Source organism: Pontibacter sp. LHS1, from assembly GCF_058932855.1.
Genome location: NZ_JBZYWF010000006.1, coordinates 90,087 through 116,501, shown reverse-complemented (window position 1 = coordinate 116,501; position 26,415 = coordinate 90,087). Strand labels below are relative to the sequence as shown.

The following is a 26,415-nucleotide window of genomic DNA, read 5'->3' as shown; positions in this document are numbered from 1 at the left end:
CTGTACTTCTATTTTCTGTCAGAGTTTATTTGCCACAAAACTAAAAACTAAAATTTTTAGTATATATTGCCAAATATATTAGCAAAGTCTATATTTGAGGCATGTGTCGCGAAAGAGACCAAAAGAGAAAGCACTATGGAAAAAACACATACCCTAAGCACCCTGCCAGACAGCCTCGAGCTGCTCCCATTCCGGGCCACAGAACTACTTGAATTACCCATTAGCCAGAGTTACGTAGCGGCGGGTTTCCCTTCTCCGGCCGAAGATTACCTGGAGGACAAGGTGAACCTACAACAAGTGCTCATCCGCAACCCTACTGCCACTTACCTGGTGCGGGTCAAGGGTGAGTCGATGCGTGACGCCCGGCTGCACGACGGTGACATACTGGTGGTCGACCGCTCCCTCAAGCCGAGCCACGGGCACATCATCATTGGCGTGGTGGATGGCGAGTTTACCGTGAAGCGGCTCCTGCAGAAAGGTCTCCGGCTATACCTGCAACCAGCCAATGAGCTATACCCGCCCGTGGAGATTACCGAGGAAATGGACTTCAAACCCTGGGGTGTGGTGGTGTGGTCGCTCCATAAAGTGAACGGCAGCCATGACTAGCCTTTTTGCCCTCGTCGACTGCAATAATTTCTACGCCTCCTGCGAACGTGTATTCGACCCGAAGCTGGAGGGGAAGCCCATCGTGGTGCTCTCCAACAACGACGGCTGCATTATTGCGCGGTCCAACGAAGCCAAGGCGCTGGGTATAAAAATGGGCGAACCTGCCTTTAAAGCAAAAGATGCAATAGAGCAACATAACATACACGTTTTCAGTAGCAACTATACCTTATATGGCGACATGTCAGCACGGGTCATGCAGACGCTGGCGCAGTTCACGCCCAACCTGGAGGTATACTCCATCGACGAGGCTTTTCTGGACCTGGGCAACTTCTACGGCCGTGATCTGAACCAGTACGCCGGGGAGATGCGCCATACCGTGAGAACCTGGACAGGTATACCGGTGTCGGTAGGCGTGGCCCCGACCAAGACGCTGGCCAAGCTGGCCAACCGGCTCTCGAAGAAGTCAAAGAAGGCGAACGGGGTACTCGTGCTGACCGACGAGCGGCACATACAGGAGGCACTGCGGCGCACCGAAGTGGGCGACGTGTGGGGTGTGGGCAGGCGCTATGCCCAGAAGCTGGCAAGCTTTGGCATCCACACTGCCCTGGACCTGCGCAACGCCTCCGACGCCTTTGTGAAGAAGCACCTGACCGTAGTGGGGCTGCGCACCGTGCGGGAGTTGCGCGGCGAACCCTGCCAGGACCTGGAGATGGTAGCTCCCAACAAACAGCACATCTGTACTTCCCGCTCTTTTGGAGCTCCTGTTACGGAACTGTCGCAGCTGCAGGAGGCTACGGCCAATTACGCTTCGCGCTGTGCCACTAAGCTGCGACGCCAGCAGAGCTGCGCAGGCGCCATTACGGTATTCCTGCAAACCAACCCTTTCCGGGAGACAGACCAGCAGTACTTCAACAGCAAGACCATTGCCCTGCCTACGGCCACCAACAGCACCCTCGAGCTGCTGCACTACGCCAGTATGGCCCTGCAGGCACTCTACCGTGCAGGTTACCGCTACAAGAAGAGCGGTGTGATCGTGTCGGAGCTGCGGCCACAGAACCAGGTACAGACCTCCCTGCTCGATACTGTGGATCGCGACAAGCACCAGCGCCTGATGCACACTCTTGACAAACTCAACAGCGCCTGGGGCCGCGACACGGTTACCAGCGCTGCCCAGGGTACCACCCGCCCCTGGCAGCTGAAATGCGAAAAGAAGTCGCCCTGTTACACCACGCAGTTGGGGGAGCTGCTGGAAGTGGGATAAGAAAGAGCTGCGCCGCCCCTTAGCCGAAAAGGCCTTAGCTGCCCATTCAGCAGCCCTCGGCAAATCCATGATGTAAAGAGAATAGCTAAGAAGAGCTCCAGATTTCTCACTGGCGTTCCAAATGAATCAGAAAACCAATGACACTATGAAAGCAGAAGAGTTTTTGAAAGGCCGCGGCGCCCAATACAATCCCGCCAATCCCTATTTAAAGCAGGAATACGTAGCCGAGCACATCGAGGGGCTGGATGAGGCAATGCTTTCCAACTCCAAAACCGAGTTCTTCAGGGAGAACCCTAAAAAGATCGTGAACAAGGTGGAGAGTCCGGACCTGGGGCTCTCCTACTCCATGAACCCCTACCAGGGCTGCGAGCATGGCTGTGTGTACTGCTATGCCCGCAACACCCACCAGTACTGGGGCTACGGTGCCGGCCTGGATTTTGAGCGCAAGATCATCGTGAAAGAGAATGCCCCGGAAGTGCTGGCAAAGCAACTGGAGAACAAGAACTGGCAGGTCATGCCCATCATGCTGGCCGGCAACACAGATTGCTATCAGCCCATCGAGGCGAAGAAACAGCTGACCCGGCGCATGCTGGAAGTGCTGCTGCAGTACCGCCACCCGGTCAGCATCATCACCAAAAACGCCCTGATCCTGCGCGACCTCGACCTGTTGCAGCAGCTCAATAAGCTGGACCTGGTGCACGTGAACATCAGCATCACGACCCTCGACGAGAAGCTGCGCCAGAAACTGGAGCCCCGCACCGCCACCGGCGCCAGAAGGCTGCAGGTAGTGAAGCAGCTAGCAGACGTCGGTATACCTGTCAATGTGATGGTGGCACCCATTATACCTGGCCTTAACGACTCTGAGATTCCGGCTATCATCAAAAGTGCAGCCGAGGCAGGCGCCAGCAGCGCAGCCTATACCATCGTGCGGCTCAACGGCAGCATCGGCCCCATCTTCGAAGACTGGATCAGGGAGGCCTTCCCCGACCGTGCTGACAAAGTGCTGAGCCAGATCGCCGACTGCCATGGCGGACAGCTCAGCGACAGTCGCTTCGGCACCCGCATGCGAGGCGAAGGCAAGTTCGCTGAGGCCATCAGCAAGCTTTTCCGCATGAGCCGCAACCGCTATATGGCAGGTCGCAGCATGAAACCCTACAACTATAACCACTTCTGTACCAGAGCAGGTATACAGATGAACCTCTTTTAAAAGTTGAAGCGGGTACAGGTATAGTACCCGCACCCGCTTCCTCTTTCTATGGGTCTTTCTGGCTTCTCTTACAAAGCGTCTTTTATCTTACCGATTATGCCACCTGCCTGACCGGCCATCTGCTCTACCTGCGCATGACCTCTTGGGTCAGGTGGTCCAAGCTGTGGCTCACCGCCCTGCGGCTCTGCCGGCACCATTTTGAAGTCGCCTTTACCGTCCATAGAGGTACCCTGAGACCAGCGACCTTCTGCTCGTGTAGCACCGTTGATGGCCGTACTCACAAAAGCGTAATTGAACTGCTGGTTTTCCTCAGCCTGCGGGAAACTGTTCGGGATCGGATGTACACCTTCCAGCCCACCCAGTTCTTCCAGCACCGCCAGCCACTGGTTCTGGTGCATGGTATCGCGGGCGATCAGGAATGAGAGCATATCCTTCATACCCGGGTCGTCAGTTACTTCCCACAGACGGGTAGCCAGCAAGCGCCCTGTAGACTCGGCCATTACGTTGGCGTACATATCAGCTGCGATATTGCCGCTACTCACAATCCAGGAGCCGTTGAACGGATTCCCATTACTGTCTACAGCCATAGCCCCCAAGCCTGAAGAAAGCACATGCTGCGGCGTCATACCTCCCATCACGGCCCCAATCGCTTTATCTTTAGCCATTTCTTCCTGCAGAGACAAAGGAGCACCCTCCAGGTTCAGCGCTACGGCCGTTGCCAGCATCTCGATATGTGCGATCTCCTCTGTGCCAGTTTCCAGCAACATGTCGCGGTACTTTGCAGGCCCCCTGCTGTTCCAGCCCTGAAACAGGTACTGCATGCAGACCCGCATCTCGCCCTCTATCCCGCCAATAGCTTGTTGCAGCATCCTGGCGAAAGTTGGATTAGGTTTTTCAACCCTTACTTTATATTGTAGTTTGTTATCATGATAAAACATAATGTGTATAGAGCTTATGAGTAAAACATTTAAGAACTTACGACACAAGGGCGAATACCGTTATCAATTAAGCACAAATACGTAGTTATAAAGTACAAAATATACCTGAATTAAAGTATAGGTATGATGACATTCTGCTGCTGCATTTGCATTATCAGGGTTGCTGAGCGATAGACTATAACATTTAGCTGACGAATAAGGTATAGGAAACAGCCCACCCCTGCTATTTTATCACAGCAATACCCTTACATGAAAAAAGGAAAAGAAATTACGGTCAACAGCTGGGCTGAGGTGCAGTCTGCCTTGTTTGATCATAGCTGGAATGAGAACATCAAACGCTTTCGCTCATCCTATGTGTATAGAGGTTCGTGGAGCAAGCAGTATGACCTGAGTACCAGTCTGACCAGACTGGGCGATCGCTACCATGAACTGGAGCAGCACATTCTGCGCAACTTCAGAAAATACGCACATAGCAACTCCTCACCCGGCGACTCGCTCTGGAACTGGCTCGCCGTAGCGCAGCACCACGGGCTGCCCACCCGTCTGCTCGACTGGACCTATTCCCCTTACGTTGCCCTGCACTTTGCCACACAGGATCTCTCCAAATACGATGAAGACGGTGTAGTGTGGTGCGTTAATTATGTTAAGGTGAACGAGTACCTGCCGCTCAAACTTCAAACGCCTATCAAAGAAGAAGGCTCTAATGTATTTACGCCCGAAATCCTGCAGCCTGTTTGCTCCTCGCTCAAAGAATTGGCCTTGCTACAGGAGGAAGAATTTGTAGTATTCCTTGAGCCGCCCTCGCTGGACGAACGCATTGTGCATCAGTATGCGCTTTTTTCACTCATGTCGAAGGCGCAGGCCAATATGAGCCAGTGGCTGGAGCAGCATCCGGAACTGTATTTTAGAGTGATCATACCGGCCGGGCTGAAGTGGGAAATCCGTGACAAACTGGATCAGGCTAATATCACCGAACGGGTGCTGTTTCCGGGTCTGCAGGGCCTGAGCCAGTGGCTAAAGCGCCACTATACCCATTAATAAGTTTTTTACTAAAAAAGCAGGCTCAGGCGCTGTATCCTCCCAAAATATCTATACTTTAATAGACTATTTACACCGGATACCTATACCTGAGCCATGAATTCCTTTTTACCCAGTACACGTGAAGCGATCAAAAGCTTCATGCTGAAGAACTTACCACCCTACTACCTACACAAACGCCTGAAACCTGCTGCTGCCGTACTGGCGGCCACCCTCCTGCTGGGCTCCGCTTCCTGCACGCAGGACAAAGAAGTACAATCTGCTTCGCTGCCAGCCACGACAGAAAAATACGAACTGCCGGCTCAGTCAACTGACAGCACAGCCACTGCCTCTGCCGACACTGTGACAGCACAGACGCCAACTGATACAACAGCAACAGCCTCTGCTGCTGAAGCACCTACTGTATACCCCGGGCCTGAGCCGCTGCCGGGTGCCATCCTGCCGCACAAGCGCATTTTGGCCTACTATGGCAACCCACTGTCAAAGCGCATGGGTATATTGGGCGAGTATCCGGTCGAGGAAATGCTCAGCCGCCTGGATGAGGAAGTAGCCAACTGGACGAAGGCCGACTCCCTGACGCCGGTGCAGCCCGCCCTACATGCCATTGTCGTTACTGCACAGGGTCACCCCGGCCGTGGCGACAAGTACCGCCTGCGCATGACCGATAAAATGATCGAGGATGTGCTGGAGATGGCCAGACAGCGGGACGCCATTGTGTTTCTGGACGTGCAGGTAGGTCGTAGTACCCTGCCTGAGGAATTGCCCCGCCTTACCCAGTTCCTGAAACTGCCGAACGTGCACCTGGGTATAGACGCCGAGTTTGCCATGAAGGAAGGCGAAGTACCCGGAAAAAAGATCGGAAGCTTTGACGCTGAAGACATCAATTATGCCACCGGCATGCTCGCTGACATAACCAAAGAATATAACCTGCCGCCTAAGTTGCTGATCGTGCACCGCTTTACACAACGCATGATCCAAAACTCCCAGGACATCAAACTGCGTCCAGAGGTACAAGTAGTTATGCACATGGATGGCTGGGGACCACCGGCGCTCAAAAGGGACACTTACCGTCGCTTTATTGCCAAAGAGCCAGTGCAGTTTACGGGCTTCAAAGTGTTCTACAAGAACGACACCCGCAACTCCTCCCGCCTGATGACGCCGGAGGAGATTCTCAAACTAAACCCGAAGCCGCTCTACATTCAGTACCAGTAGAAATAAAAAGAGCGTAGCCGGCAGCTACGCTCTTTTTATTTTGTCTTTCATCCACTTATCTACCAACTCCACCAATTTCTGGTTAAACCTGGGCTGGAACGTATCGCTTTCCGCACTGCCCCGCCTTTTCAGGTGTTCTTCCATCGTGCCCACCTCCATAAAACCATGGTCTGTGCGGGGCAGAAACTCGAACGTAGCTTTGCCGGGATGGTAACTGTTCACCAGGTTTACCACTAACTGGGCACCCTCCGGATCCAAAGCGGCCACATCAGCCTCGCCGTAAATGGCAAGGGTATAGGCGCCGGCATCGCGCCAGGCTTGGCTCATAGGCAGATCCTGCAGGTCCTGCAGAAAGGTATAGTGACGGCCATACAAATGTCCCTGCCCATCATAGTCCATGATGTGCTCCAACGCAGTGCGGTAATCGGGGTTCTGAGCCAGTTCCTGTGGTGTTTTTTTCAGGATCATGAATTCGTAGAGCAAGGGTACCACCGTGCGCATGTCCTGGTCTACCTGCACGTAGTCGGCGCCCAGGAGCGTGCGCTGATCGCGGTATACCTCCAGCAGATACTCAAACCAGGGCTTTCCAGTGATGCCGTACACCATCAAGCCCTTTACTTTTTCGCGGGCCGCCATCAGGGGCGCCGTATTGCCACCGAGGGAGTGGCCAAACAGAAATACATTATCCGGATCAACGGCAGGATCCTGCTTCAACAGTTTTAGGCCGGCGGTGAACGCCTCCAGCTCTTCCTGGTAGCCTATCTCGGTGCAGGGCTTGCTGCCCTGGCTATCGCCGGAACCAGGCTTGTCCATTCTGAAGACAGCATAGCCACGGGCCACCAGTCCATCGATCAGCTGCCGCTGCGGGTCTTCAGCCGGCAGGTTGTCCAGGCTGCTGCAGCCATAGCCCTGCACAAAAAACACCGTCGGGAAGCGGCCTTTGCCTTTCGGCTTTTTAAGAATGGAGCGAGCATAGCGATTGTCAACCAGTGGCACCTCGCCATACCGCACCTCTGCATTCGGGTCGGTCTCGAACGGCATGGGCTGTACCTTTCCCTTTACAGTGCTGCGCTTACCCTTGCGGCTGAGTTCGAGCGATAGCGGCTCGCCAGCCCGAAACTGCCGAGCCATGGCAGGTACATCCATATAATTGTTGACAGGCGTGCCGTTTACACGCACAATCACGTCGCCGGCCTGCAGCTTGAGGGCAGCGGCTGTACTATTGGGAATTACGCGACGGACAAAGGCTCCCTGAGTTCCGGACAGTTTATCGGCTCTGGCCAGTGAGTCTGAGACTGGTGACACCTGCACCCCCAGAAAAGGACGGCGCTGCAAATGCTGCCCCCACACCATGCTACAAGCGCAGAGCCAGGTAACAAAGAACAGCCATACTGTTTTCTTCATAGTTTTGGATAATATATTGGGTTGATGATATAGTAAACTTACGTTGTAAAATGAAACGCAGCAGCAGGGCAATGTGCAAAACCTACGGTTTTAACTAAATTTTAACCTTTCTACCTAAAAAGGCTTTCAGATTATGGAAAATATTGCCGAAATTATCAGCATACCGCCACGCAGGCAAAAAATTTAAAATTTTCGGGAGTAGCAGTGAGTAAAAAGGCCCGGATTTTGCGTTACAGGTATAAGACAAATTAAGCCAATGCACTTATAAAGCCAGAAGGGCTATAGGCGCCAGAAACCACAAAAGCAGGGAATCATGACGCAGTTGTTCAAGCTCTCTAATCTGACTACGTTTTTAGTTCGGTTCATCCAGATCATCATCGTGTTCCCGATGGCGGTCCTGATCAGTTTTTATCTTCCTCCCATCAGCTTCATCGACTATGAGCTGAACTTCCTGCTGTGTGTTATCCTGGCAGCCATTATTTCGGTCATTGTGACCAGCATTAACAAAAAACTGATCCTGCTGGCTTTTGTAGGCATCATGGGCGCCATGTTCTTCAACAGCACCTTCGACGACTACACTGTAGAGAACCTCTACGCCGACTACAACGCCATGCTGGTGAACATGACCAGCAACTCCAGCAAAGTATCTTATTTCAAACCCGTACGAGGTACTTACTTCCAGGAACGCCGTGTAAAGAGCGCCATGCAGCCGACCCACCCAGTGGTACGGTCTTTTGCCGTAGAGAATTCCACCCGATATTTTCATGACGAGTACTACCGCAAGTATGGCAAGATGGTACGCTACTTCTCGCTCTTCAAGCATGTGCGCAACAGCTGGCGCTACGTAAACGACCCACTCGGTCTCGACTACTACTCTCCTCCTACCGAGAGCATCAAGCTACTGGCCGGCGACTGCGACGACTATGCCATCCTGATGGCCTCCTCCATTATGGCCATTGGCGGTGAGGCCCGCATTGTGATCTCGCCTAACCACATGTATACCGAGGTGAAGATGGGAACCGTGGAGGATCTGGACAAAGTAAGTTATGCCGTACGCTCGCTCTTCCCGGATGAAGTGACTGGCGGTAAGATTCACTTCCACGAGACCAATGGCGAGCTTTGGATCAACTTCGACTACACAGCGGGTTATCCGGGCGGTCCTTTCCTGGAGCCGGAACTGTATAGCGTGATCAACTTCACCAACTCCTAAGGTCGGCTTATACCTGACAGGTAGCTAAATTTTTGGATTTATCGTACAAATGCTGCAGCCGCTTGATTAGCGGCTGTTTATTTTCTATACTTACTGCTTACAGCATAAAACGAACGAAAAAAATATGCCCAAAATCCTGATTATAGATGACGAACGGGCCATTCGCAGCACCCTGAAAGAAATCCTGGAATTTGAAAACTACACCGTAGACGAAGCCGAAGATGGTCAGAAAGGACTGCAGCACATCGGAAAGACGAAATACGATGTGGTACTTTGCGACATCAAGATGCCAGGCATGGATGGTATAGAAGTGCTGGAAAAGGCCATGGAAATGGCACCTGACACTCCTTTTATCATGATATCGGCGCATGGCACGATCGACACGGCTGTGGAGGCGACCAAAAAAGGCGCCTACGACTTCCTGCAGAAGCCACCGGACCTGAACCGACTGCTGGTGTCTGTGCGCAATGCGCTGGACAAGTCGAACCTGGTGACCGAAACTAAGATCCTGAAGAAGAAGATATCGAAGACCTACGAAATGGTGGGCACTTCGGAGGCACTGGGCCGCGTGAAGCAGGCGATCGAGAAGGTAGCCCCCACGGATGCCCGCGTACTGATCACAGGTCCGAACGGATCTGGCAAGGAGTTGGTGGCACGTGCTATACATGAGCACAGCAATCGTGCTAATGGCCCGCTGATTGAGGTAAACTGCGCTGCTATACCGAGCGAGTTGATCGAAAGTGAACTGTTCGGCCACGAAAAGGGCTCTTTCACCTCAGCTGTGAAACAGCGCATCGGCAAGTTTGAGCAGGCCAACGGCGGCACGCTCTTTTTGGACGAGGTAGGTGATATGAGTCTGTCTGCACAGGCCAAGGTGCTGCGTGCCCTGCAGGAGCATAAGATTACCCGGGTGGGTGGCGACAAAGACATACAGGTGGATGTGCGTGTGCTGGCCGCAACGAACAAAAACCTGCTGGAGGAGATCGAAGCCAAGACTTTCCGCGAAGACCTGTACCACCGTTTGGGCGTGATCCTGATCCACGTGCCGCCGCTGAACGAGCGCCGCGAGGATATACCTGACCTGGTGCAGAAGTTCCTGCAGGACATTGCCAACGATTATGGTAACAAGCCGAAGACCATTACAGACGATGCGCTGGATTACCTAAAAACGCTTGACTGGCGCGGCAACGTGCGTGAGCTGCGCAACGTGGTAGAGCGTCTGGTGATCATGAGCGGCCAGGACATCACACTGGAAGATGCCAAGGCCTATGCCCGTCCGGCTGTGGCTTAATTAATACTACTGTTCTCAACTATGCAAAACGCCCCGGCCTGCTGGCTGGGGCGTTTTGCTTTTATACCTTAGGCAGCTGCTTTGCTCTGCTTCAGCAAGCAGCATTGCTTGTACTTCTTTCCACTGCCGCAGGGGCAAGGCTCGTTGCGACCAAGGCGCTTGCCATAGGGGTTGAGCAGCTCCCGGAAGTTGAGACGGAACCGCCTTTTGGGGTTCTGCTGAAAAACCTTGGTTAGCAGCTCGTACAGACGCGGATGTTTTTCAGCCAGTTGGTCGGGCTTCTCGAAGAAATACTCCGTCACTACAGCAAAAAACTCTGCTTCGCTGGTCGCACCGTAGTTATCGATGTCTGACTTGCCTCTTTCGATCTGGCTGATCTTGCGGTACATCAGCTCCTCCCAGGGCTGCAGCAACTCGTCCGGCAAGTAAGCTTTAGGTACACCATCTATCTCGCCGTCGGCCTGGTCGAGCATGTGCGCAAACTCGTGTATACCTACATTCTTACGATCAGCCATATCATTGAAGCCCTGCTCCAGCGCCGGTTTGGACAGCGTGACATAATGGTCGTTCTGAAAAGGATTCACCCGCCCCAGCACCTCCGATACAGCTTCGTTTTCATTGTTCTTATACCTGTGGATGCTGCCGGGGAACACCAGCACCTCCCCCAGGTTATGGTATTCCCAGTCTTTAAAACCGAAGATCGGGATGATGGCACTGGCGCCAACCAGTACTTTCGTCGTAGCATCAACCTCCGTGTCTATACCTGTAATGCGCTTTTCAGATACAAAGAGTAATAGCATCCGCTCGAAGCGCTCCTTTTCCTCTTCGGTTTTGAGGGTATGGTAAAAGCCCACCCTGTCCTGCAGGATCTTTCGCCACTCAGCCGGAAAGCCTTTTTTTAGAATTTGCTTTCGGTGACGTTCCTTGCGGGTGGCCCACCTGTAAAACAGCAGGAGCATACCTGCCACCAGTGCGATAAAAAATATGTAACCCATGGGCAGCTTAAACGGAAGATGGTTGTTTTGGATGTCAGGCGATCAGCAGATTGCAGCCCCGAATGTCAGAATTGTCAAAGCGGCCCAGCACTTCGAAGGTGTCGTCCGGCTTCAGGCGCCCGATATCTTTGGTCTCAATAAAGGCACATGAGTCAACATTGGCCAGGTCGATGACGTTGATGCCGCCTGAGCGTATGTCAGGACGGATATCGAAGGGATCGTTGAGATCGCGGAGGAGTACCTGCAAGGTATAGCCCGGATGGAAAAGACCATCGCCCAGCGAATAAGCCTGCGACAACAGCTCCGTCATGCCATACTCTGAGTGGATCGCACCCACACCAAAGCCCTGCTTCAGGTATGCGTGCAATTCCTCCCGGATCATCTCCCGCCGACGCCCTTTCATACCACCGGTCTCCATGATAGTCACGCCACTGAATTTCTCTCTTCCCTGCAGTTCATCGGCCCAGTCGAGCAAGGCGTAGGATACTCCAATCAGCAGTACTTTTTTTCCTTTCAGTTGCGCCCCTTTCACGGTCTGTAGCAATTGACCATGGTTTCGCAGGTAGAAGCCCTCTTCCTCCTGCCCCGACTGCTTCACAAAATAGTCGACCATAGCCACCAGCGACGAACCACCCTGCTCCAGGTAAGAGGGCAGCAGCGCCAGCACCACATAATCGGTCAGAGGGCCGTAAAACGATTCAAAAATACGCTTGGTAGTGTGCAGGTACCAATCCAGGCTGGCTACCTGGTGCCGACTTCGTGTCATCTGAGTAGTGCCGCTGCTATAGAAGGTCACCTCCGGCTCAAATGCGCCTGTCTTTACCTCGTGCGTCTTAAAGAACTCGATGGGCAGAAAAGGGATGTCCTCCAGCTGGCTTACCTGCTGCGGGTCGCGGCCCAAATGCTGCAGATAGTCACGGTATACCTGATTATGTTCGGCCTGGTACCTGAATAGTGCCAGGGCGGCTTCCTTAAAATCAAAGGGTTGATCAGCCAGTAATAGCTGCAGGTGTCGGGCTTTGAAATCCATCCAAATTATTTATAACAATTCCTGTATCTGTTCGTTTGATTTAGTAAATTTAGCTTCATTTTCTGAGATCCCACATGAGATACATGCTAAAGTATGGTGCGGCCTGCCTGCTATTGCTGCTAGCCCTTAGCTCCTGCCGTAAAGAGCCTGTCTATGACGTAGTGCCTGAAATTGAATTCAGGCGTGTGGAGCAGTACCATTTTGTGGACACTCCATTTCCTCAAAGGCCGGATATCACCTCTTTACGCGATTCACTTGTATTGGTCATCGGCTTTAAAGACGGAGACGGCAACCTGGGCCTTTCCAGCAACCGGGATTCCGAAGACTTTCAGCCGCCTTTCAATGAAGGATCTCAGTATGAGCAGAATTTTCATACCGTGATGTACATCAAGGTACAGGACCCGAACAATCCAAGCAATTCCCGCTTTGAGCCCTACCCTTTCCCAGTGCCAGGCTTTCAGTTCTCAGGCCGATTTCAGCGGCTTTCATCTGACGAGCGCCCGGAACCGCTGGAAGGTGAAATCAAGTACAGCATCAACGAGATCAATGCATCCGAATTTCCCTTGCTCCGTCCCGGTGCTGTCATCAAGTTTGACATTTACATCTACGACCGCACCACTCCTGTGCCTAATCGCAGCAATATCGTGACAACAGACGAGATAACCTTATTCCAGCCAGCAGTAGGCGGTTGATCGCTTCCTTAAGGTATAAAACAGAGAGGCCCTGTATCATTTGGTACAGGGCCTCTCTGTTTTATAGCACAATATATTTAGTAGATCGTAGGATAAGCCTTCGGATCGGCCTCGTGCATGATCTCGTATACTGCCTCGAATACATCCTCCGGGTTTGGCTTAGAGAAGTAGTCGCCATCAGATGAGTATGGTGGACGGTGCGCATGCGCTGACAGGCACTGTGGCTTGGAGTCCAGATAGCGCCAGGCGCCCTGCTCGTCCACCACCTGCTGCATCATGTAAGCGGTTGCACCACCTGGCACATCCTCATCAGCAAACAGCACACGGTTGGTCTTACGAATTGAGTCTGTGATCATGTGCTCCAGGTCAAACGGCAGCAGTGACTGCACGTCGATCACCTCAGCGGATATACCGAACTCCTCGAGCTGGCGGGCGGCATCCATCACAATGCGGCACATGGAGCCGTAGGTCACGATGGTGATATCAGTACCTTCCTTCAGCACCTCCGGCTTGCCCAGTGGCACGGTAAATTCGCCGACGTTGCTAGGTATACGCTCTTTCAGGCGATAGCCGTTGAGGCACTCAATCACCAGCGCCGGCTCGTCAGACTTAAGCAGAGTATTGTAGAAACCTGCCGCCTGTGTCATATCGCGTGGCACGAGCACGTGCATACCTCGGATGCTGTGCAGGATCATACCAATCGGAGAACCGGAGTGCCAGATGCCTTCCAGACGGTGACCACGGGTACGCACGATCATAGGGGCCTTCTGGCCACCTTTGGTGCGGTACTGCAAGCAGGCCACGTCGTCAGACAGGATTTGAATAGCATATAATAAGTAGTCGAGGTACTGAATTTCGGTGATCGGGCGAAGACCGCGCAGGGCAGCTCCTATACCTTGACCGATGATCGTACACTCGCGAATGCCGGTGTCGGTTACACGCAATTCACCGTGCTTCTCCTGCAGACCGGCAAAAGCCTGGTTTACGTCACCGATGCGGCCCACGTCTTCACCAATGGCGAACACACGCGGGTCACGGGACAGCATGGCATCGAAGCAGGCCTGCAGCACCTCACGGCCGTCCACTAGCGGGGCGTCCTCGGCAAACTCAGGCTTTATTTCCTCTACCAGCAAGGCAGCCTCTTCAGACTGGCTATATAAATAGGAGTTGAAACGATCCGCATTTTCGCCCATGGTCTGCTCCAGCCAACCCACCAGCTCACGCTTGGCCTGGTTGTTTTCGTCGCGCACGTAGCGCAATACTTTGCGCACCGCTCTCACCGCATCGCTGCGGATAGGAGTTGACGTTTTGCGGAGCTCTTCAGTAATAGTGGCGATCTCGGTGATATGCTCACTGGCAGCTGCCAGGTTATCCATCAGTTTCAGAGCCTCCTCGTGATCGGCCTTGATGCTGTCTGCAAAAGCGGTCCAGGCGGCAGTACGAGCCTGACGCACGGCTTCTTTGGCTTCATTTTCAATCTGATCAAGCTGCTCAGTGGTTGCTATCTCGTTAGACAGCAACCACTCGCGCATCTTCACGAGGCAGTCATACTCTGCTTCCCAGGCCAGACGGTCTTTAGACTTATAGCGCTCGTGCGAACCAGAAGTAGAGTGACCCTGCGGCTGTGTTACCTCTTCTACGTGCACCAGTACCGGCACATGCTCCTCGCGGCATACCTTTACGGCAGCCTCGTAGGCTTCGCAAAGCGCCAGGTAATCCCAGCCTTTCACCTTAAAGATCTCGTAGCCCTGCTCCTCGCGACTGTTGCGCTGGAAACCGGCCAGAATTTCAGAAATACTGCCTTTGGTGGTCTGGTACTCAGCCGGAACCGAAATACCGTAGCCATCGTCCCAAACCGATACCAGCATTGGCACCTGTAATACGCCAGCTGCGTTGATGGCCTCGAAGAACATGCCTTCAGAGGTGGAAGCATTACCGATCGTACCGAAAGCCACCTCGTTGCCGTTCACCGAAAACTGCTGCATACCTTGCAGATCAGGATTCTGACGGTATAGCTTAGAGGCATAGGCCAGACCTACGAGACGCGGCATCTGCGATGCAGTAGGCGAAATATCAGAACTGGAGTTTTTCTGCTCCATCAGGTTCTTCCATTTCCCTTCCTCGTCGAGCAGGCGGGTACCGAAGTGTCCGTTCATGGCGCGACCGGCTGTGGAAGGCTCGGCCTCCACATCGGTGTGTGCATATAGTTGTGCAAAATATTGCTGGAGCGTCAGCTCGCCAATGGCGAACATAAAAGTCTGGTCACGGTAATAACCAGAGCGAAAATCGCCATTCTGGAAGAACTTGGCCATGGCCAGCTGGGCAACTTCTTTGCCATCGCCGAAAATACCGAACTTGGCTTTACCCATGAAAACCTCCTTGCGGCCGGCAAGGCTCGCATGGCGGCTCTCCCACGCAATGCGGTAGTCGTTGAGTATTTCCTGAGTGCTTAGTCTTTGAGTTATAGATGCTTCAGCAGTTTGCATGTCTTGTCTGTAAAAGCTTATTATGGATTTTCTCTTCAAAAGTACAGAAGATTAGCCTAAAATCAAATTAGAGCCCTTCTGCCGCCCAATCAGGCATAGGAATTGTTACTGTTTTTTTGTCAAAAGATTTTATATCTTTGTTTGTTTGCAGAACCTCTTTTTACTTTCGCAAAATTTCTTTACTTCGCATTATGAACAGAAAATTTTACTTCCTTACATTCCTTAGCCTTCTGTTGGCTGGTTTTTCAGCCCAGGCGCAGGGCGAACTCAAGTTTGAGAAAGAGACGCACGACTTTGGCACATTTGCCGAAGGTGTGATTGCTTCTTACGAGTTTGTAGTGAAGAACGTAGGCGACAAGCCTGTGGTTATAGCTCAGGTACAGCCTTCTTGCGGCTGCACCACACCGGAGTGGACCAAAGACCCGATCATGCCGGGTAAAACAGGCGTGATCAAGGCGATGTACAACAGCAACGGCCGTCCGGGACCGTTCCACAAGTCTATTTCTGTGATCTCGAATGCTGCTACGCCTCAGGCCGTTATCTTCATTAAAGGAGAGGTTGGACCAAAAGATTTAAAAACTAGTTACACGCCGGAACAAAAAGCAAACTCACCGCGTTTGGCTGTTGGAACTACTTCACACAGCTTCGGAAAACTTGAAAAAGGACAAAAAGCGGTGGCTAAGTTCACAATCAAAAACACAGGTCGGCAGGACCTTGTAGTGCAGGGCGTGAAGTCAAACTGCAACTGCGTAACCTATAAAGTTTCGGAACCAGCATTAAAACCGGGACAGCAGGCAACTTTGGAACTAACCTATATTCCTACGATGTTAAGGGAGCAAAATGAGGTAGTAACCATCGTTTCAAATGATATTGTAATGCCAGACCTGAAGCTCACGCTGAAGGCAAATGTAGTAGAGAGTCTGGCTCAAAAGAATATGTTAAGGGAAGGCAATCAGCCGGTACCTTTCAGATAGTTTTTTTCATAGTTTTATTTTGTACTAATGGCAGTGATTTTATCACTGCCTTTTTTCATTTTATACCTTTTGGTCCTGGCATCTTGGAGTAGGTAAGATGCAATTTGGAAGTATCCCCATCCTACCCTCCCCGACGGCTTGCTTAAGTCCGTCTGTCCTGCACCACCATACCTCTTCCCAGCCTATTCCAAATCCCTTTAAATCAACTGTGTGCAAATGTTTTTACAATCTTAAAGCAGGTTTCTTGTTTAGCCTTTTATTTCAAGATAGATATGGTATATTTGCGCAGCTTTTCCAATATCTAATACTATAAGAAAGAACGACATGATTATTGGTGTTCCAAAGGAAATCAAGAATAACGAAAACCGCGTAGGCGTAACTCCTGCCGGCGTGGTGGAACTGGTGCGCAATGGCCACACCGTGTACGTACAGGCTACTGCCGGCGAAGGCAGCGGCTTCCCGGACGAGTTGTATACCCAGGCTGGCGCTTCTATCCTGCCTAGCATTGAAGAGGTATACGGCATCGCTGAGATGATCATTAAGGTGAAAGAGCCCATCGAGTCGGAGTACAGCCTGATCAAAGAAGACCAGTTGCTGTTCACTTACTTCCACTTTGCTTCTTATGAGCCGCTTACGCACGCCATGATTAAGCAAAAAGCTGTTTGCCTTGCCTACGAAACGGTAGAGCGTCCTGACAGAAGCCTTCCATTGCTGGTGCCTATGTCAGAAGTTGCCGGTCGTATGTCTGTGCAGGAAGGTGCTAAGTACCTGGAGAAACCACTGAAAGGCCGTGGTATTCTGCTGGGTGGCGTACCAGGAGTGCGTCCTGCCAAGGTGATGATCCTGGGCGGAGGTGTGGTTGGTACCAACGCAGCCAAAATGGCCGCAGGTATGGGTGCTGACGTAACCATCCTCGACACGAACCTGGCTCGTCTACGTTACCTGGACGATATCATGCCAGCGAACGTGAACACCTTCATGTCAAACGAATACAACATCCGCGAACTGCTTTCTACGCACGACCTGATCATCGGTGCCGTGTTGATCCCAGGCGCTAAGGCTCCTCACCTGATCACACGCGACATGCTGAAGGAAATGCGTCCGGGTACTGTGGTAGTGGACGTGGCAGTGGACCAGGGTGGTTGCATCGAAACCTGCAAGCCTACTACGCACGAGAACCCAACCTATATCATCGACGACGTGGTACACTACTGCGTGGCCAACATGCCAGGTGCCGTTCCTTATACCTCTACACTGGCACTTACCAACGCTACCCTGCCTTACGCCATCCAATTGGCGAACAAGGGCTGGAAGAAAGCCTGCGCCGACAGCAACGAGCTGAAGCTTGGCTTGAACGTAGTACAGGGTAAAGTGGTTTACAAAGGTGTGGCGGAAGCTTTCAACCTGGAGTACACTGAGGTTGACACTGTGCTGTAAGCAAAGTATAGATCATCCTATATAATCAAAGCGCCTCCCTGATCTGATCAGGGAGGCGCTCTTGTTTTAGATACCTTATTCCAAAGCGCACCATTTTCAATATCTTTGTGTTTTATTGCCGGTTTGCCTCATCCACAGAGGCAGCCTCTATGCTAAGACTCTCTTATCTATCTGATGTTTGACAGTTCGTTCCAACTGCTGCTGCGCCGTTTAGGGCTTGTTTTTCTGCTCTATACCTTGCTGCGTGCCGTTTTCTTCGTATTCAACTTCGGCCACTTCGCCGAAGCCTCCGCCGGGCAGGTGGCATTGGCCTTTGTGCACGGATTCCGCTTTGACGTAGCGGCACTGGTGATCATAAACTCCCTGTTTATACTGCTGTCGCTGCTACCCCACGGTAACCTGCAGCACCCGGCCTACCAACGCGTACTTCAGTGGCTGTTTGTACTCACCAATGCACCTTTTATTGCCCTGGCACTGGCCGATGTGGAGTTTTTCAAATTCATTGGCAGACGATCAGGCAACGAGGTCTTCACCATCACCGGCGATGTGCTGGGGCAGCTGGGGCAGCTGGCCAGCTATTACTGGTACATGGGCCTTGTATTTGCAGGCCTGGTCTTCGCGATCATCAAACTATACCCAAAGCCAGCTGCTATACCTGATCAGCCACCGGTACTTTGGTTGCGCTACCTGCGTCTGCTGTTGGTAGCCGGTTTTGTTGTGCTGGGTATACGCGGAGGTATACAGCTGAAGCCGCTGCGTCCGGCGCACGCCTTTGTGCACGAGCATGCTTCGTTGGGACACCTTTCGCTCAACACCCCTTTTACCTTAATCAAGAGCATTGGCAAAGCCACTTTAGAGGAGAAGCACTTTTTTGCATCAGACGAAGAAGTGCTGGCCGCTTTGCCAGTTAAGCCAGGCAGGTATGCTATACCTGCCGGAGAGCCGCTTCAGGAAAATGTAGTGCTGGTAATTCTGGAAAGCTTTGCCTCCGAGTATGTCGGGGCCCTGAACAACGGCGAAGGCTATACTCCTTTTCTGGATTCGCTGGCTGGCGAGGGACTTCTTTTCCGCAACAGCTTTGCCAATGGCCGTAAGTCCATTGAAGCGCTGCCATCTATCCTGTCGGGGCTGCCCTCACTCCTGCCTGATCCTTACATTACCTCCCCTTACCAGTCCAATACGGTGTATAGTGCGGGGCACTTACTGCGAAGCGCTGGCTATACCACGGCCTTTTTCCATGGCGCGACGAACGGCACAATGGGATTCAACCAATATACCCAAATGGCAGGTATACAGCACTACTATGGGCTGGATGAATATCCTTCGGAACTCCGGGCAAAGCATTTTGACGGCAACTGGGGTATCTTTGACGAGCCCTACCTGCAGTACACGGTACAGGAAATGAGCAAATTCCCACAGCCTTTTTTCAGCACCGTCTTCACGCTCAGCTCACACCAACCTTATACTGTGCCTGCCCAGTACAAAGGCAAATTCCCGAAAGGCGAACTGGAGATACACGAGTCTGTAGGCTATGCCGATTATGCCCTGCGGGAGTTTTTCAAAACAGCCTCCCAGCAGCCATGGTACAAGAATACCCTGTTTATACTGGTAGCCGATCATACCCAGAAGAGCATACGGCCGGAGTACCAGCAGGAACTGGGTTATCACCGGGTACCACTCCTGCTCTTCCATCCAGCCAAAAAATTGAAGGCTGACGTGCAAAAGGTGACGCAGCATGCTGATATTCTGCCAACGATAGTGGATTACCTGCAACTGCCAAGCGATAAATTGCTGCTCTTCGGCCAGTCCGTGCTCGACAGTACCGCAACGGGTCATGCGCTCCTTTACAATGGGGTGTCTTATTACTTGGTGCAGCAGGATGGTGTGACAGAGCTAACGGCATCAGACGAACTGCGCTTTCATACCTTCCCGGAACTGGCACCTGCCGAGCAGGCAAATATTGCACATGAACAGCAGCTGAAGGCCTATGTGCAGTACTTCAAAAACAAAATGGTGGCCAACGACCTGTATTTCTGGCTGCGAAAAAAATAAGCTGGAAGCCCCGAAAACGCGATTCCCTCGTAGAAGCTAAACGCTATACCTCCGCTCCGAAAGCCGGTATACCTTGTAGCGGTGTAAACTGGCGGGTCCCGAAATCCACTTCCCAGCAGTAATGCTCCATACCATTGGTAATGACTACATAGCGGGCTTGCAGCACCTGATTATAGACCGATACCTGTTTCACGACATCCTGCGTAATGGGTACATGCGCAGCCTTGCACTCCACGAGCAGGTATGGTTTGCCTTCCTGATCGTACACACACATATCGGTGCGTTTCTGCAACTTGTTGTAGGTGGTGCCCCGTTCAATACTGATAAGGCTTTTGGGATAGCGGTAAGTCCCGATGAGGAAATGCACGAAGTGCTGACGAACCCACTCTTCCGGCGTAAGCAGTACATATTTGCGGCGGAGTGCATCAAATATCATGACATTAGCGCCAGAATGCTTAATTTTGTAATCAAATGTCGGTAAGTTCAGCATTTCCATACCGCAATTTACCAAATTTACAGCCTCCGCCCCAGCAAACTCTCCCTTGCCAAGGCGGCTTTTTTATATCTAATTACTTATATTTAAAACATGAAGACCAAAGAAGAAATTGTAAGCGACTGGTTGCCAAGGTATACTGGTGTGCCTTTGGATGAATTTGGCGAGTATATCCTGCTCACGAATTTTATCAACTACGTACGCATGTTCGCCGACCGCTTCGGTGTGGAGATAAAGGGTCTGGACAAGCCGATGCAGACGGCTACGGCCAACAACATCACCATCATTAACTTCGGTATGGGCAGTGCCATGGCCGCCACTGTGATGGACCTGCTCTCAGCTGTTAAACCAAAGGCAGCCCTTTTTCTGGGAAAATGCGGTGGTCTGAAAAGAAAGACAGCCATCGGTGACCTGATCCTGCCGATCGCGGCCATCCGCGGCGAGGGTACATCGGATGACTACCTGCCACCTGAAATCCCGGCCCTGCCGTCTTTCCGTCTGCAGCGTGCCGTGTCGTCCATGATCAAGAAGCACGAAATGGACTACTGGACCGGCACCGTGTACACCACCAACCGTCGCGTGTGGGAGCATGACGAGGACTTCAAAGAGTACCTGCGCCAGATCCGTGCCATGGGCATTGACATGGAAACTGCCACCATCTTTACCGTGGGCTTCATCAACGAAATTCCCCATGGCGCTCTGCTGCTCGTATCAGACAACCCGATGATTCCGGAAGGTGTGAAAACCTCAGAGAGCGACAAGCTGGTAACCACTAATTATGTAGAAAAACACCTGAGTATAGGTATAGACTCCCTGATCGAGCTGATCAATTCGGGTGAGTCGGTGAAACACATGCGTTTCGAATAAGCAGATACATGAAAAAAACACTACGCTCCTTTGCAGCCGCCGCCCTGCTGGGCCTCACCCTCCTGAGTAGCTGCAACACCACTAACACCGGCAGCGAGTCGGTTGACCTGATCGTGTACAACGGCAACGTGTACACTGTGAACGAGAATTTCGACCAGGCCGAGGCCTTTGCCGTGAAAGACGGCAAAATCGTGGCAGTGGGCACGACAGCCGACATCCGGGCAAAGTATAGCGCCACCGAAGAGCTCGACGCCGAAGGCAAAACCATCTACCCCGGCCTGATTGACGGACACGCTCACTTTTTCCGCTATGGCCTGGCCCTGCAGTCGGCCGACCTGGTGGGTACCACCTCGTTTAAGGAAGTGGTGCAGAAGGTCGTGGACCAGCACAAGGCTTACCCGGAGGCGGACTGGATCACAGGTCGCGGCTGGGATCAGAATGACTGGGCTGTGAAGGAATTTCCGACCAAAGACACGCTGGACCAGCTCTTCCCGGACACACCGATCATCCTTACCCGCATTGACGGCCATGCCGCGCTTGTGAACCAGAAAGCCCTGGATCTGGCAGGTATAACACCACAAACGAAAATGGTGGGTGGTCTGGTTGAAGTGGAAGGCGGTAAAATGACCGGCATTCTGATCGATAATGCTATTGACAGAGTAACAGCTGTAATACCTGAAGCGGACGAGCAGGAGCAGCGACAGGCTTTACAGAATGCAGAGAAAAACTGCTTTGCCGTTGGCCTTACCTCTGTAGCTGATGCCGGTCTGGATAAATCTACCGTTGACCTGATGGATGCCATGCACAAAAGTGGCGAACTGCAGATGCGTGTGTACGCCATGATGAACCCGGGCAAGGTGAACCAGGACCATTACTTTGCAAACGGACCTTATAAGACCGACCGCCTGAACGTACGCTCTTTTAAAGTTTACTCTGACGGAGCCTTAGGTTCCCGTGGTGCCAACCTCCTCAAGCCTTACAGCGATAAGCATGGTCACTACGGCTTTTTGCTGGCATCCGAACAGGAGTTCCGTGACATTGCCAAACTACTGAACCAGCACGGTTTCCAGATGAACACCCACGCCATTGGCGACTCTGCGAACCGTCTGCTGCTCGATATCTACGGCGAAGTGCTGGGCGGTAAAAACGACAAGCGCTGGCGCATAGAGCACTCCCAGATCATCAACCCTGCTGATATGGACAAGTTTGGCAGGTATAGCGTGTTGCCATCGGTGCAGCCGACGCATGCTACATCGGATATGTACTGGGCCGGCGACCGCCTCGGCAAAGAGCGCATCGCACATGCCTACCCTTTCAAGCAGCTGCTGGACCAGAACGGCTACATGCCACTAGGCAGTGACTTCCCGGTAGAAGATATTAACCCTGTTTATGGTTTCCATGCAGCGGTAGCCCGTCAGGACGGTGAAAACTGGCCGGAAGGTGGTTTCCAGATGGAGAACGCCCTGAGCCGTGAGGAAGCCATGCGCGGCATGACGATCTGGGCTGCCAAAGCTGCTTTCGAAGAAAAAGAAAAAGGCAGCATCGAGCCCGGCAAGTTCGCCGACTTCATCATCGTAGACCGCGACCTGATGAAGGTTCCAAACGATCAGATGCGCGGCCTGCAAGTGCTCAGCACCTACGTGAATGGGGTACAGGTGTATAAGAAGTAGAATTGTTGATTGTTTAAATGGTTAAATTGTTGAAGTATGGAGTCTGCTCTATAGCAACAGGTCCCTACCTGTCCGAATCGTGCACTAATCACCAGTGGAAATCATGCACCTAACAATTAACAATCAGCAACAAACATTTGCAATATAAACGAAAACGGCAGCCCAACCAGGCTGCCGTTTTCATTTTATACTCCTCCATACCTAACCAGCTACTGCCTCTGCTTCTCCCTGGGGCTCCAGTGACTTTTTGCCTTTGATGAGCGACAGGAAGATCAGGCCTAGCACAAAGAAGATAATTAGTGCCAGGATGCTGTAGCGCATCGAACCAGTTACCTGCGCAACTGCTCCGTAAGCCAGGGTGCCGAGCATGATCGAAACCTTCTCGGTCACATCATAGAAACTAAAATAAGAAGCATGATCCTGCGTAGTGGCTGGAATCAGTTTGGAATAGGTCGACCGTGAGAGCGACTGTATACCTCCCATCACAGAGCCGACTACGGCCGCCAAGGCATAAAATTCATAAGCTGTGGTGATAAAATAGGCAGCTATGCATATCCCAATCCAGATTATAACAGCGATGATCAGGGCTCTGATGTTGCCATACCTGGCAGAGAGTGCTGCAAAGCCATAGGCTCCGGCAATGGCCACCAGTTGAATGATCAGGATGGTGATGATCAGGTTATCACTTGGCAGTTCCAGTTCCTCTATGCCAAACAGCGTGGCCACATACATTACTGTTTGCACCCCCATATTGAAGAAAAAATAAGCCAGCAGGTATCGTTTGAGCAGGTGCAGTTCCTTTACCTGCCCCAAGACCTTCTGCAATTCCTTTACACCATTCAGGATCCAGCTGCCTTGCGGATTGCGTCTGTACACGTTGGCAGGCAGGTGATAGAAGGTATACTGGGCAAAGCCGAACCACCAGATGCCTGTAGTCAGAAATGCAATACGCGGCGGTAGGCTTGTGTTGTCAGCGGCAATGCCAAACCAGCCTGGTTGCAGGATCATGGCAAGATTGAAGAGAAGAAGTAGTACACTGCCTATATATCCCATGGCAAACCCACGGGCACTCAGGCGGTCATATTGGTCTTCGCTGGCAATTTCAGGCAGGTATGAGTTGTAGAACACAATACTGCCGGTAAAGCCAATGGACGCCAGCATGAACAGCACGACCGATATTGAAAAGGTTTCTCTTGTAAAAAAGAAAAGCCCGGCGCAGGAAATGGAACCCATGTAACAGAACAGCTGCATAAACAGCTTTTTACGCCCGCTGTAGTCCGCAATTGCTGTAAGGAAGGGGTTCATGAGCACGATCAGCAGGAAGGAGCCAGACACGGCATAGGAAAAGAGCACTGAACTCTGGAGCTCCAGCCCAAAGAAACTTACGATGGTAGAGGCCGTTTCGGGATGCTCGGACACGGCGCTGTAGTAGATCGGGAAGATCGTGGAGATGATGACGAGCGAATACACCGAATTGGCCCAATCATACACGCACCATGCCCTGGTTATGGTAGGGTTGTTTTTTTGCATAGCTGAAATATAGTAAAATATTTATTCAGCGTGTGCGTGCCTTCAAATTCACTTCAGCTTTTGCCAGAATCTGCAGAATCAGATCCCACAAATGCTCGTAAGGCACAATCTCGATTTCTGCATAAGCATCTCCAGGAGCCGGTGTTTCTATCAGTTTCTTGTAAAGCGCCTCCCCTTTTGTGCGGCAAGCAGTGGCATCGTAATCTTCGGTTACAGTCAGCACCAGCAGCTTCAAAAATAGCTTACTGCGCAAGCTGAAAGCATCTTTTAAGTGTGTAGAAACATACTTCTTAATACTCTCAATGCGGTAAAGCAGAGCTTCCGTCTCGCCTCGTTCCAGCAAATAAATGAACTGCAACGTGAGAATCGCTACATTGAAGCCCAGCTTATCCTTGCTGTACTCCGGCAGCGAAAGCAGGTATGGATTATTGGCCTCTCCTTCCGGAACAGCTGCCTGCGGATGAATCAGTCTAAAATAAGACCGGTAAAGCATCCAGCGTTCTTTGGCAATGGTGGGAATGGTTTGTAAGGCACTGTTTTCAATTACTTGCTGCAGCAGTATATCTGCCAAATCATACCTCCGGGCGTGCACTGCCAACAGGAAATAGTTTTCCATGTAAGCAAACCAGTTGCGGGTAGACGGCTGATAAAGCCCAAGGTTTTCCTGCGCATACATTAACCCATCGTTCAGCTTCTTAGCTCTCAGGTGAGCATAGACCATGATGAAGTTATTGTAAGTTAGATCAAAACGATGTGCGTTGATCTTATTCTGCTCAACCAACCTGAGTGCGTCGACTGTGATTGTAATAATATCTTTAAAGTTACCCTCCAGTTCATGATACCAGATATATGTCCTATAATAGGCATAGTATGTGCTAAAAGTACCTGATTCCTGCCAAAGCTTATCCAGTTGTGCTATCAAGAGTGGCAGTTGAGGCAAAAACTCCTTTCTGGTCTTAGTCGATTTACGAAGCTGCATATTAATGTGCTGAAACATAGAAACCGCTTCACGTTCTTTAACGAAGCGCTGCATCGTCATCTTGAGATCTTCTTGAGCTGCCGCAAATTTTTTGATCAGACCCTGATCTGAATACCCCAAACAGAGTAGCTCAAGCGCAGATAGTTTCAGGTCAATAAAATCAAACTCCTGAGCTACGGCAAGTGCTTTACTAGCTAAATTGATCACCAGATCAAACTCGTAGCGAGCACGTACTATATTCGCCTGGTATATCAGACTGTTACATTGAATTTCTTTCTGTCTTACAAAGTTCGCAGTGACCTTTTCAGCGTTTACATAATTCAATTCATTGAAGAGTTTCTTTTTAACCCTATGCTTCAGCATCTTATATCTTACATCATTTGGGTTAGCATTGTAGAGATCTTTTGCAGCCTCCTCATCTGATGTATAATGCCCAAGTTCTATTCCCTGAATGAATTTCTTCTCCTTAACACTTTGCTTAGGAAGTTCAAGCAAAGCTGTGTCTGCCTGACTACAGGAAAGAACTATATCAATCAGTTTTTTAATTTCCTTCATGCAAACTATCAAGTAAAAATTCTATATATTAGAAACCCATTAGCTTCTTAAACGGCCATGAAGCATTTTTCACCACTATCTTCGACTAATTTTAGCTTAAATGTAACTGACTAATGTTACTTTTAAAACTTAATTAGATAGTAAAAATCAAATATAACACCCCAAACCCATACTTTTATATATTTTATAAAATAAATTATAATAAATATGGTTATAATGATAGTTACTTTTATCTAAAAACTTTCTTTTCTTTTCACCTCATCTGTGTGAATCTTTGTTACACAATAAACCGATTTAACCCCTAGAAATCATGGCAACTATCATCATCACTATCGTTCTGAACCTGTTGTTGGGCACTCCTACTGATACTACTAAAGACAAGGAAACAACAAACACAACTACAACTACAACCACCAATACGACTAAAACCGATGACGCCATGAAGCTCATGGGTGGTTCGGGCACATGGACGACTATTGAAAAATAGG

General features: G+C 51.2%; 22 protein-coding genes. 14 read left to right on the top strand and 8 right to left on the bottom strand.

Translation table 11 applies throughout. From position 1 onward, the window contains the following. Window positions 1-135 precede the first annotated feature (135 nt). The 3 genes from AC5FXQ_RS13150 to AC5FXQ_RS13140 all read left to right on the top strand — a co-directional run bounded on the left by AC5FXQ_RS13150 (window position 136) and on the right by AC5FXQ_RS13140 (window position 3,074). Window positions 136-606 (top strand): LexA family protein, encoded by a 471-nt coding sequence (locus AC5FXQ_RS13150; protein ID WP_493602885.1) that lies wholly within the window; start codon window positions 136-138, stop codon window positions 604-606. Beyond that, window positions 599-1,867 carry a Y-family DNA polymerase gene (locus tag AC5FXQ_RS13145; RefSeq protein ID WP_493602884.1) on the top strand — a complete coding sequence of 423 codons (1,269 nt, stop codon included), beginning with the start codon at window positions 599-601 and terminating at the stop codon, window positions 1,865-1,867. Before AC5FXQ_RS13150 ends, AC5FXQ_RS13145 begins: the two co-directional genes overlap by 8 nt. Before the next feature lie 145 nt (window positions 1,868-2,012). Then, a complete protein-coding gene (locus tag AC5FXQ_RS13140) occupies window positions 2,013-3,074 on the top strand; it encodes a PA0069 family radical SAM protein (RefSeq protein WP_493602883.1) in 1,062 nt (353 codons plus the stop codon). Window positions 3,075-3,142: 68 nt separating this feature from the next. Here the strand turns inward: AC5FXQ_RS13140 and AC5FXQ_RS13135 are convergent, their stop codons facing one another. Continuing rightward, window positions 3,143-4,012 (bottom strand): manganese catalase, encoded by an 870-nt coding sequence (locus tag AC5FXQ_RS13135; protein ID WP_493602882.1) that lies wholly within the window; start codon window positions 4,010-4,012, stop codon window positions 3,143-3,145. Between the two features lie 249 nt (window positions 4,013-4,261). Between AC5FXQ_RS13135 and AC5FXQ_RS13130 the strand changes: the two genes are divergently transcribed. Next, window positions 4,262-5,050 carry an FRG domain-containing protein gene (locus AC5FXQ_RS13130; protein ID WP_493602881.1) on the top strand — a complete coding sequence of 263 codons (789 nt, stop codon included), beginning with the start codon at window positions 4,262-4,264 and terminating at the stop codon, window positions 5,048-5,050. A 96-nt stretch (window positions 5,051-5,146) separates the two neighbouring features. Continuing rightward, window positions 5,147-6,262: a hypothetical protein gene (locus AC5FXQ_RS13125; RefSeq protein WP_493602880.1), complete on the top strand. Its 1,116-nt coding sequence runs from the start codon at window positions 5,147-5,149 to the stop codon at window positions 6,260-6,262. 24 nt (window positions 6,263-6,286) lie between these two features. Here AC5FXQ_RS13125 and AC5FXQ_RS13120 read toward each other — a convergent pair whose 3' ends face one another. Continuing rightward, window positions 6,287-7,666 carry an alpha/beta hydrolase family protein gene (locus AC5FXQ_RS13120; protein WP_493602879.1) on the bottom strand — a complete coding sequence of 460 codons (1,380 nt, stop codon included), beginning with the start codon at window positions 7,664-7,666 and terminating at the stop codon, window positions 6,287-6,289. Between the two features lie 313 nt (window positions 7,667-7,979). Here AC5FXQ_RS13120 and AC5FXQ_RS13115 point away from each other — a divergent pair, with 313 nt between their 5' ends. Together AC5FXQ_RS13115 and AC5FXQ_RS13110 are read left to right on the top strand one after the other, a co-directional pair. Next, window positions 7,980-8,876: a transglutaminase gene (locus tag AC5FXQ_RS13115; protein WP_493602878.1), complete on the top strand. Its 897-nt coding sequence runs from the start codon at window positions 7,980-7,982 to the stop codon at window positions 8,874-8,876. A gap of 124 nt (window positions 8,877-9,000) precedes the next feature. After that, window positions 9,001-10,167, top strand: coding sequence for a sigma-54-dependent transcriptional regulator (locus AC5FXQ_RS13110; protein ID WP_493602877.1), 1,167 nt, complete (start codon window positions 9,001-9,003; stop codon window positions 10,165-10,167). A 68-nt stretch (window positions 10,168-10,235) separates the two neighbouring features. Here AC5FXQ_RS13110 and AC5FXQ_RS13105 read toward each other — a convergent pair whose 3' ends face one another. Together AC5FXQ_RS13105 and AC5FXQ_RS13100 are read right to left on the bottom strand one after the other, a co-directional pair. After that, entirely contained in the window at window positions 10,236-11,162 is a 927-nt protein-coding gene (locus tag AC5FXQ_RS13105) for a zinc-dependent peptidase (RefSeq protein ID WP_493602876.1), read from the bottom strand. A 34-nt stretch (window positions 11,163-11,196) separates the two neighbouring features. Next, window positions 11,197-12,192 carry a long-chain-fatty-acid--protein ligase gene (locus tag AC5FXQ_RS13100; protein WP_493602875.1) on the bottom strand — a complete coding sequence of 332 codons (996 nt, stop codon included), beginning with the start codon at window positions 12,190-12,192 and terminating at the stop codon, window positions 11,197-11,199. A gap of 74 nt (window positions 12,193-12,266) precedes the next feature. Between AC5FXQ_RS13100 and AC5FXQ_RS13095 the strand changes: the two genes are divergently transcribed. After that, window positions 12,267-12,884 (top strand): hypothetical protein, encoded by a 618-nt coding sequence (locus AC5FXQ_RS13095; RefSeq protein ID WP_493602874.1) that lies wholly within the window; start codon window positions 12,267-12,269, stop codon window positions 12,882-12,884. A 77-nt stretch (window positions 12,885-12,961) separates the two neighbouring features. Here AC5FXQ_RS13095 and AC5FXQ_RS13090 read toward each other — a convergent pair whose 3' ends face one another. Then, the gene (locus tag AC5FXQ_RS13090; RefSeq protein ID WP_493602873.1) at window positions 12,962-15,370 is read right to left on the bottom strand and encodes an alpha-ketoacid dehydrogenase subunit alpha/beta; all 2,409 of its coding nucleotides are present in this window, start codon (window positions 15,368-15,370) and stop codon (window positions 12,962-12,964) included. Window positions 15,371-15,561: 191 nt separating this feature from the next. Between AC5FXQ_RS13090 and AC5FXQ_RS13085 the strand changes: the two genes are divergently transcribed. From AC5FXQ_RS13085 to AC5FXQ_RS13075, 3 genes are all read left to right on the top strand, one after another. Then, window positions 15,562-16,344: a DUF1573 domain-containing protein gene (locus tag AC5FXQ_RS13085; RefSeq protein WP_493602872.1), complete on the top strand. Its 783-nt coding sequence runs from the start codon at window positions 15,562-15,564 to the stop codon at window positions 16,342-16,344. A 324-nt stretch (window positions 16,345-16,668) separates the two neighbouring features. After that, on the top strand, window positions 16,669-17,781 hold the full coding sequence (gene ald / locus AC5FXQ_RS13080; RefSeq protein WP_493602871.1) for an alanine dehydrogenase: 1,113 nt from the start codon (window positions 16,669-16,671) through the stop codon (window positions 17,779-17,781). A gap of 174 nt (window positions 17,782-17,955) precedes the next feature. After that, window positions 17,956-19,833 carry an LTA synthase family protein gene (locus AC5FXQ_RS13075; protein ID WP_493602870.1) on the top strand — a complete coding sequence of 626 codons (1,878 nt, stop codon included), beginning with the start codon at window positions 17,956-17,958 and terminating at the stop codon, window positions 19,831-19,833. 43 nt (window positions 19,834-19,876) lie between these two features. Here the strand turns inward: AC5FXQ_RS13075 and AC5FXQ_RS13070 are convergent, their stop codons facing one another. Beyond that, window positions 19,877-20,269, bottom strand: a complete 393-nt coding sequence (locus tag AC5FXQ_RS13070) for a type I restriction enzyme HsdR N-terminal domain-containing protein (RefSeq protein WP_493602869.1) — start codon at window positions 20,267-20,269, stop codon at window positions 19,877-19,879. A 150-nt stretch (window positions 20,270-20,419) separates the two neighbouring features. Between AC5FXQ_RS13070 and AC5FXQ_RS13065 the strand changes: the two genes are divergently transcribed. Further along, entirely contained in the window at window positions 20,420-21,193 is a 774-nt protein-coding gene (locus AC5FXQ_RS13065) for an AMP nucleosidase (RefSeq protein ID WP_493602868.1), read from the top strand. Window positions 21,194-21,201: 8 nt separating this feature from the next. Next, window positions 21,202-22,863, top strand: a complete 1,662-nt coding sequence (locus AC5FXQ_RS13060; protein WP_493602867.1) for an amidohydrolase — start codon at window positions 21,202-21,204, stop codon at window positions 22,861-22,863. A gap of 201 nt (window positions 22,864-23,064) precedes the next feature. Here the strand turns inward: AC5FXQ_RS13060 and AC5FXQ_RS13055 are convergent, their stop codons facing one another. Together AC5FXQ_RS13055 and AC5FXQ_RS13050 are read right to left on the bottom strand one after the other, a co-directional pair. After that, window positions 23,065-24,393, bottom strand: a complete 1,329-nt coding sequence (locus AC5FXQ_RS13055; RefSeq protein WP_493602866.1) for an MFS transporter — start codon at window positions 24,391-24,393, stop codon at window positions 23,065-23,067. A gap of 25 nt (window positions 24,394-24,418) precedes the next feature. After that, on the bottom strand, window positions 24,419-25,927 hold the full coding sequence (locus tag AC5FXQ_RS13050) for a hypothetical protein (RefSeq protein ID WP_493602865.1): 1,509 nt from the start codon (window positions 25,925-25,927) through the stop codon (window positions 24,419-24,421). A gap of 310 nt (window positions 25,928-26,237) precedes the next feature. On the opposite strand from AC5FXQ_RS13050, the gene AC5FXQ_RS13045 reads away from it, so the two are divergent. Then, window positions 26,238-26,414, top strand: a complete 177-nt coding sequence (locus AC5FXQ_RS13045; RefSeq protein WP_493602864.1) for a hypothetical protein — start codon at window positions 26,238-26,240, stop codon at window positions 26,412-26,414. The last annotated feature ends 1 nt before the right edge of the window (window position 26,415 follow it).

Coding starts and splice junctions, on each gene's coding strand:
- AC5FXQ_RS13150 (WP_493602885.1), top strand. CDS start 136: ATGGAAAAAACACATACCCTAAGCACCCTGCCAGACAGCCTCGAGCTG.
- AC5FXQ_RS13145 (WP_493602884.1), top strand. CDS start 599: ATGACTAGCCTTTTTGCCCTCGTCGACTGCAATAATTTCTACGCCTCC.
- AC5FXQ_RS13140 (WP_493602883.1), top strand. CDS start 2,013: ATGAAAGCAGAAGAGTTTTTGAAAGGCCGCGGCGCCCAATACAATCCC.
- AC5FXQ_RS13135 (WP_493602882.1), bottom strand. CDS start 4,012: ATGTTTTATCATGATAACAAACTACAATATAAAGTAAGGGTTGAAAAA.
- AC5FXQ_RS13130 (WP_493602881.1), top strand. CDS start 4,262: ATGAAAAAAGGAAAAGAAATTACGGTCAACAGCTGGGCTGAGGTGCAG.
- AC5FXQ_RS13125 (WP_493602880.1), top strand. CDS start 5,147: ATGAATTCCTTTTTACCCAGTACACGTGAAGCGATCAAAAGCTTCATG.
- AC5FXQ_RS13120 (WP_493602879.1), bottom strand. CDS start 7,666: ATGAAGAAAACAGTATGGCTGTTCTTTGTTACCTGGCTCTGCGCTTGT.
- AC5FXQ_RS13115 (WP_493602878.1), top strand. CDS start 7,980: ATGACGCAGTTGTTCAAGCTCTCTAATCTGACTACGTTTTTAGTTCGG.
- AC5FXQ_RS13110 (WP_493602877.1), top strand. CDS start 9,001: ATGCCCAAAATCCTGATTATAGATGACGAACGGGCCATTCGCAGCACC.
- AC5FXQ_RS13105 (WP_493602876.1), bottom strand. CDS start 11,162: ATGGGTTACATATTTTTTATCGCACTGGTGGCAGGTATGCTCCTGCTG.
- AC5FXQ_RS13100 (WP_493602875.1), bottom strand. CDS start 12,192: ATGGATTTCAAAGCCCGACACCTGCAGCTATTACTGGCTGATCAACCC.
- AC5FXQ_RS13095 (WP_493602874.1), top strand. CDS start 12,267: ATGAGATACATGCTAAAGTATGGTGCGGCCTGCCTGCTATTGCTGCTA.
- AC5FXQ_RS13090 (WP_493602873.1), bottom strand. CDS start 15,370: ATGCAAACTGCTGAAGCATCTATAACTCAAAGACTAAGCACTCAGGAA.
- AC5FXQ_RS13085 (WP_493602872.1), top strand. CDS start 15,562: ATGAACAGAAAATTTTACTTCCTTACATTCCTTAGCCTTCTGTTGGCT.
- ald (WP_493602871.1), top strand. CDS start 16,669: ATGATTATTGGTGTTCCAAAGGAAATCAAGAATAACGAAAACCGCGTA.
- AC5FXQ_RS13075 (WP_493602870.1), top strand. CDS start 17,956: ATGTTTGACAGTTCGTTCCAACTGCTGCTGCGCCGTTTAGGGCTTGTT.
- AC5FXQ_RS13070 (WP_493602869.1), bottom strand. CDS start 20,269: ATGATATTTGATGCACTCCGCCGCAAATATGTACTGCTTACGCCGGAA.
- AC5FXQ_RS13065 (WP_493602868.1), top strand. CDS start 20,420: ATGAAGACCAAAGAAGAAATTGTAAGCGACTGGTTGCCAAGGTATACT.
- AC5FXQ_RS13060 (WP_493602867.1), top strand. CDS start 21,202: ATGAAAAAAACACTACGCTCCTTTGCAGCCGCCGCCCTGCTGGGCCTC.
- AC5FXQ_RS13055 (WP_493602866.1), bottom strand. CDS start 24,393: ATGCAAAAAAACAACCCTACCATAACCAGGGCATGGTGCGTGTATGAT.
- AC5FXQ_RS13050 (WP_493602865.1), bottom strand. CDS start 25,927: ATGAAGGAAATTAAAAAACTGATTGATATAGTTCTTTCCTGTAGTCAG.
- AC5FXQ_RS13045 (WP_493602864.1), top strand. CDS start 26,238: ATGGCAACTATCATCATCACTATCGTTCTGAACCTGTTGTTGGGCACT.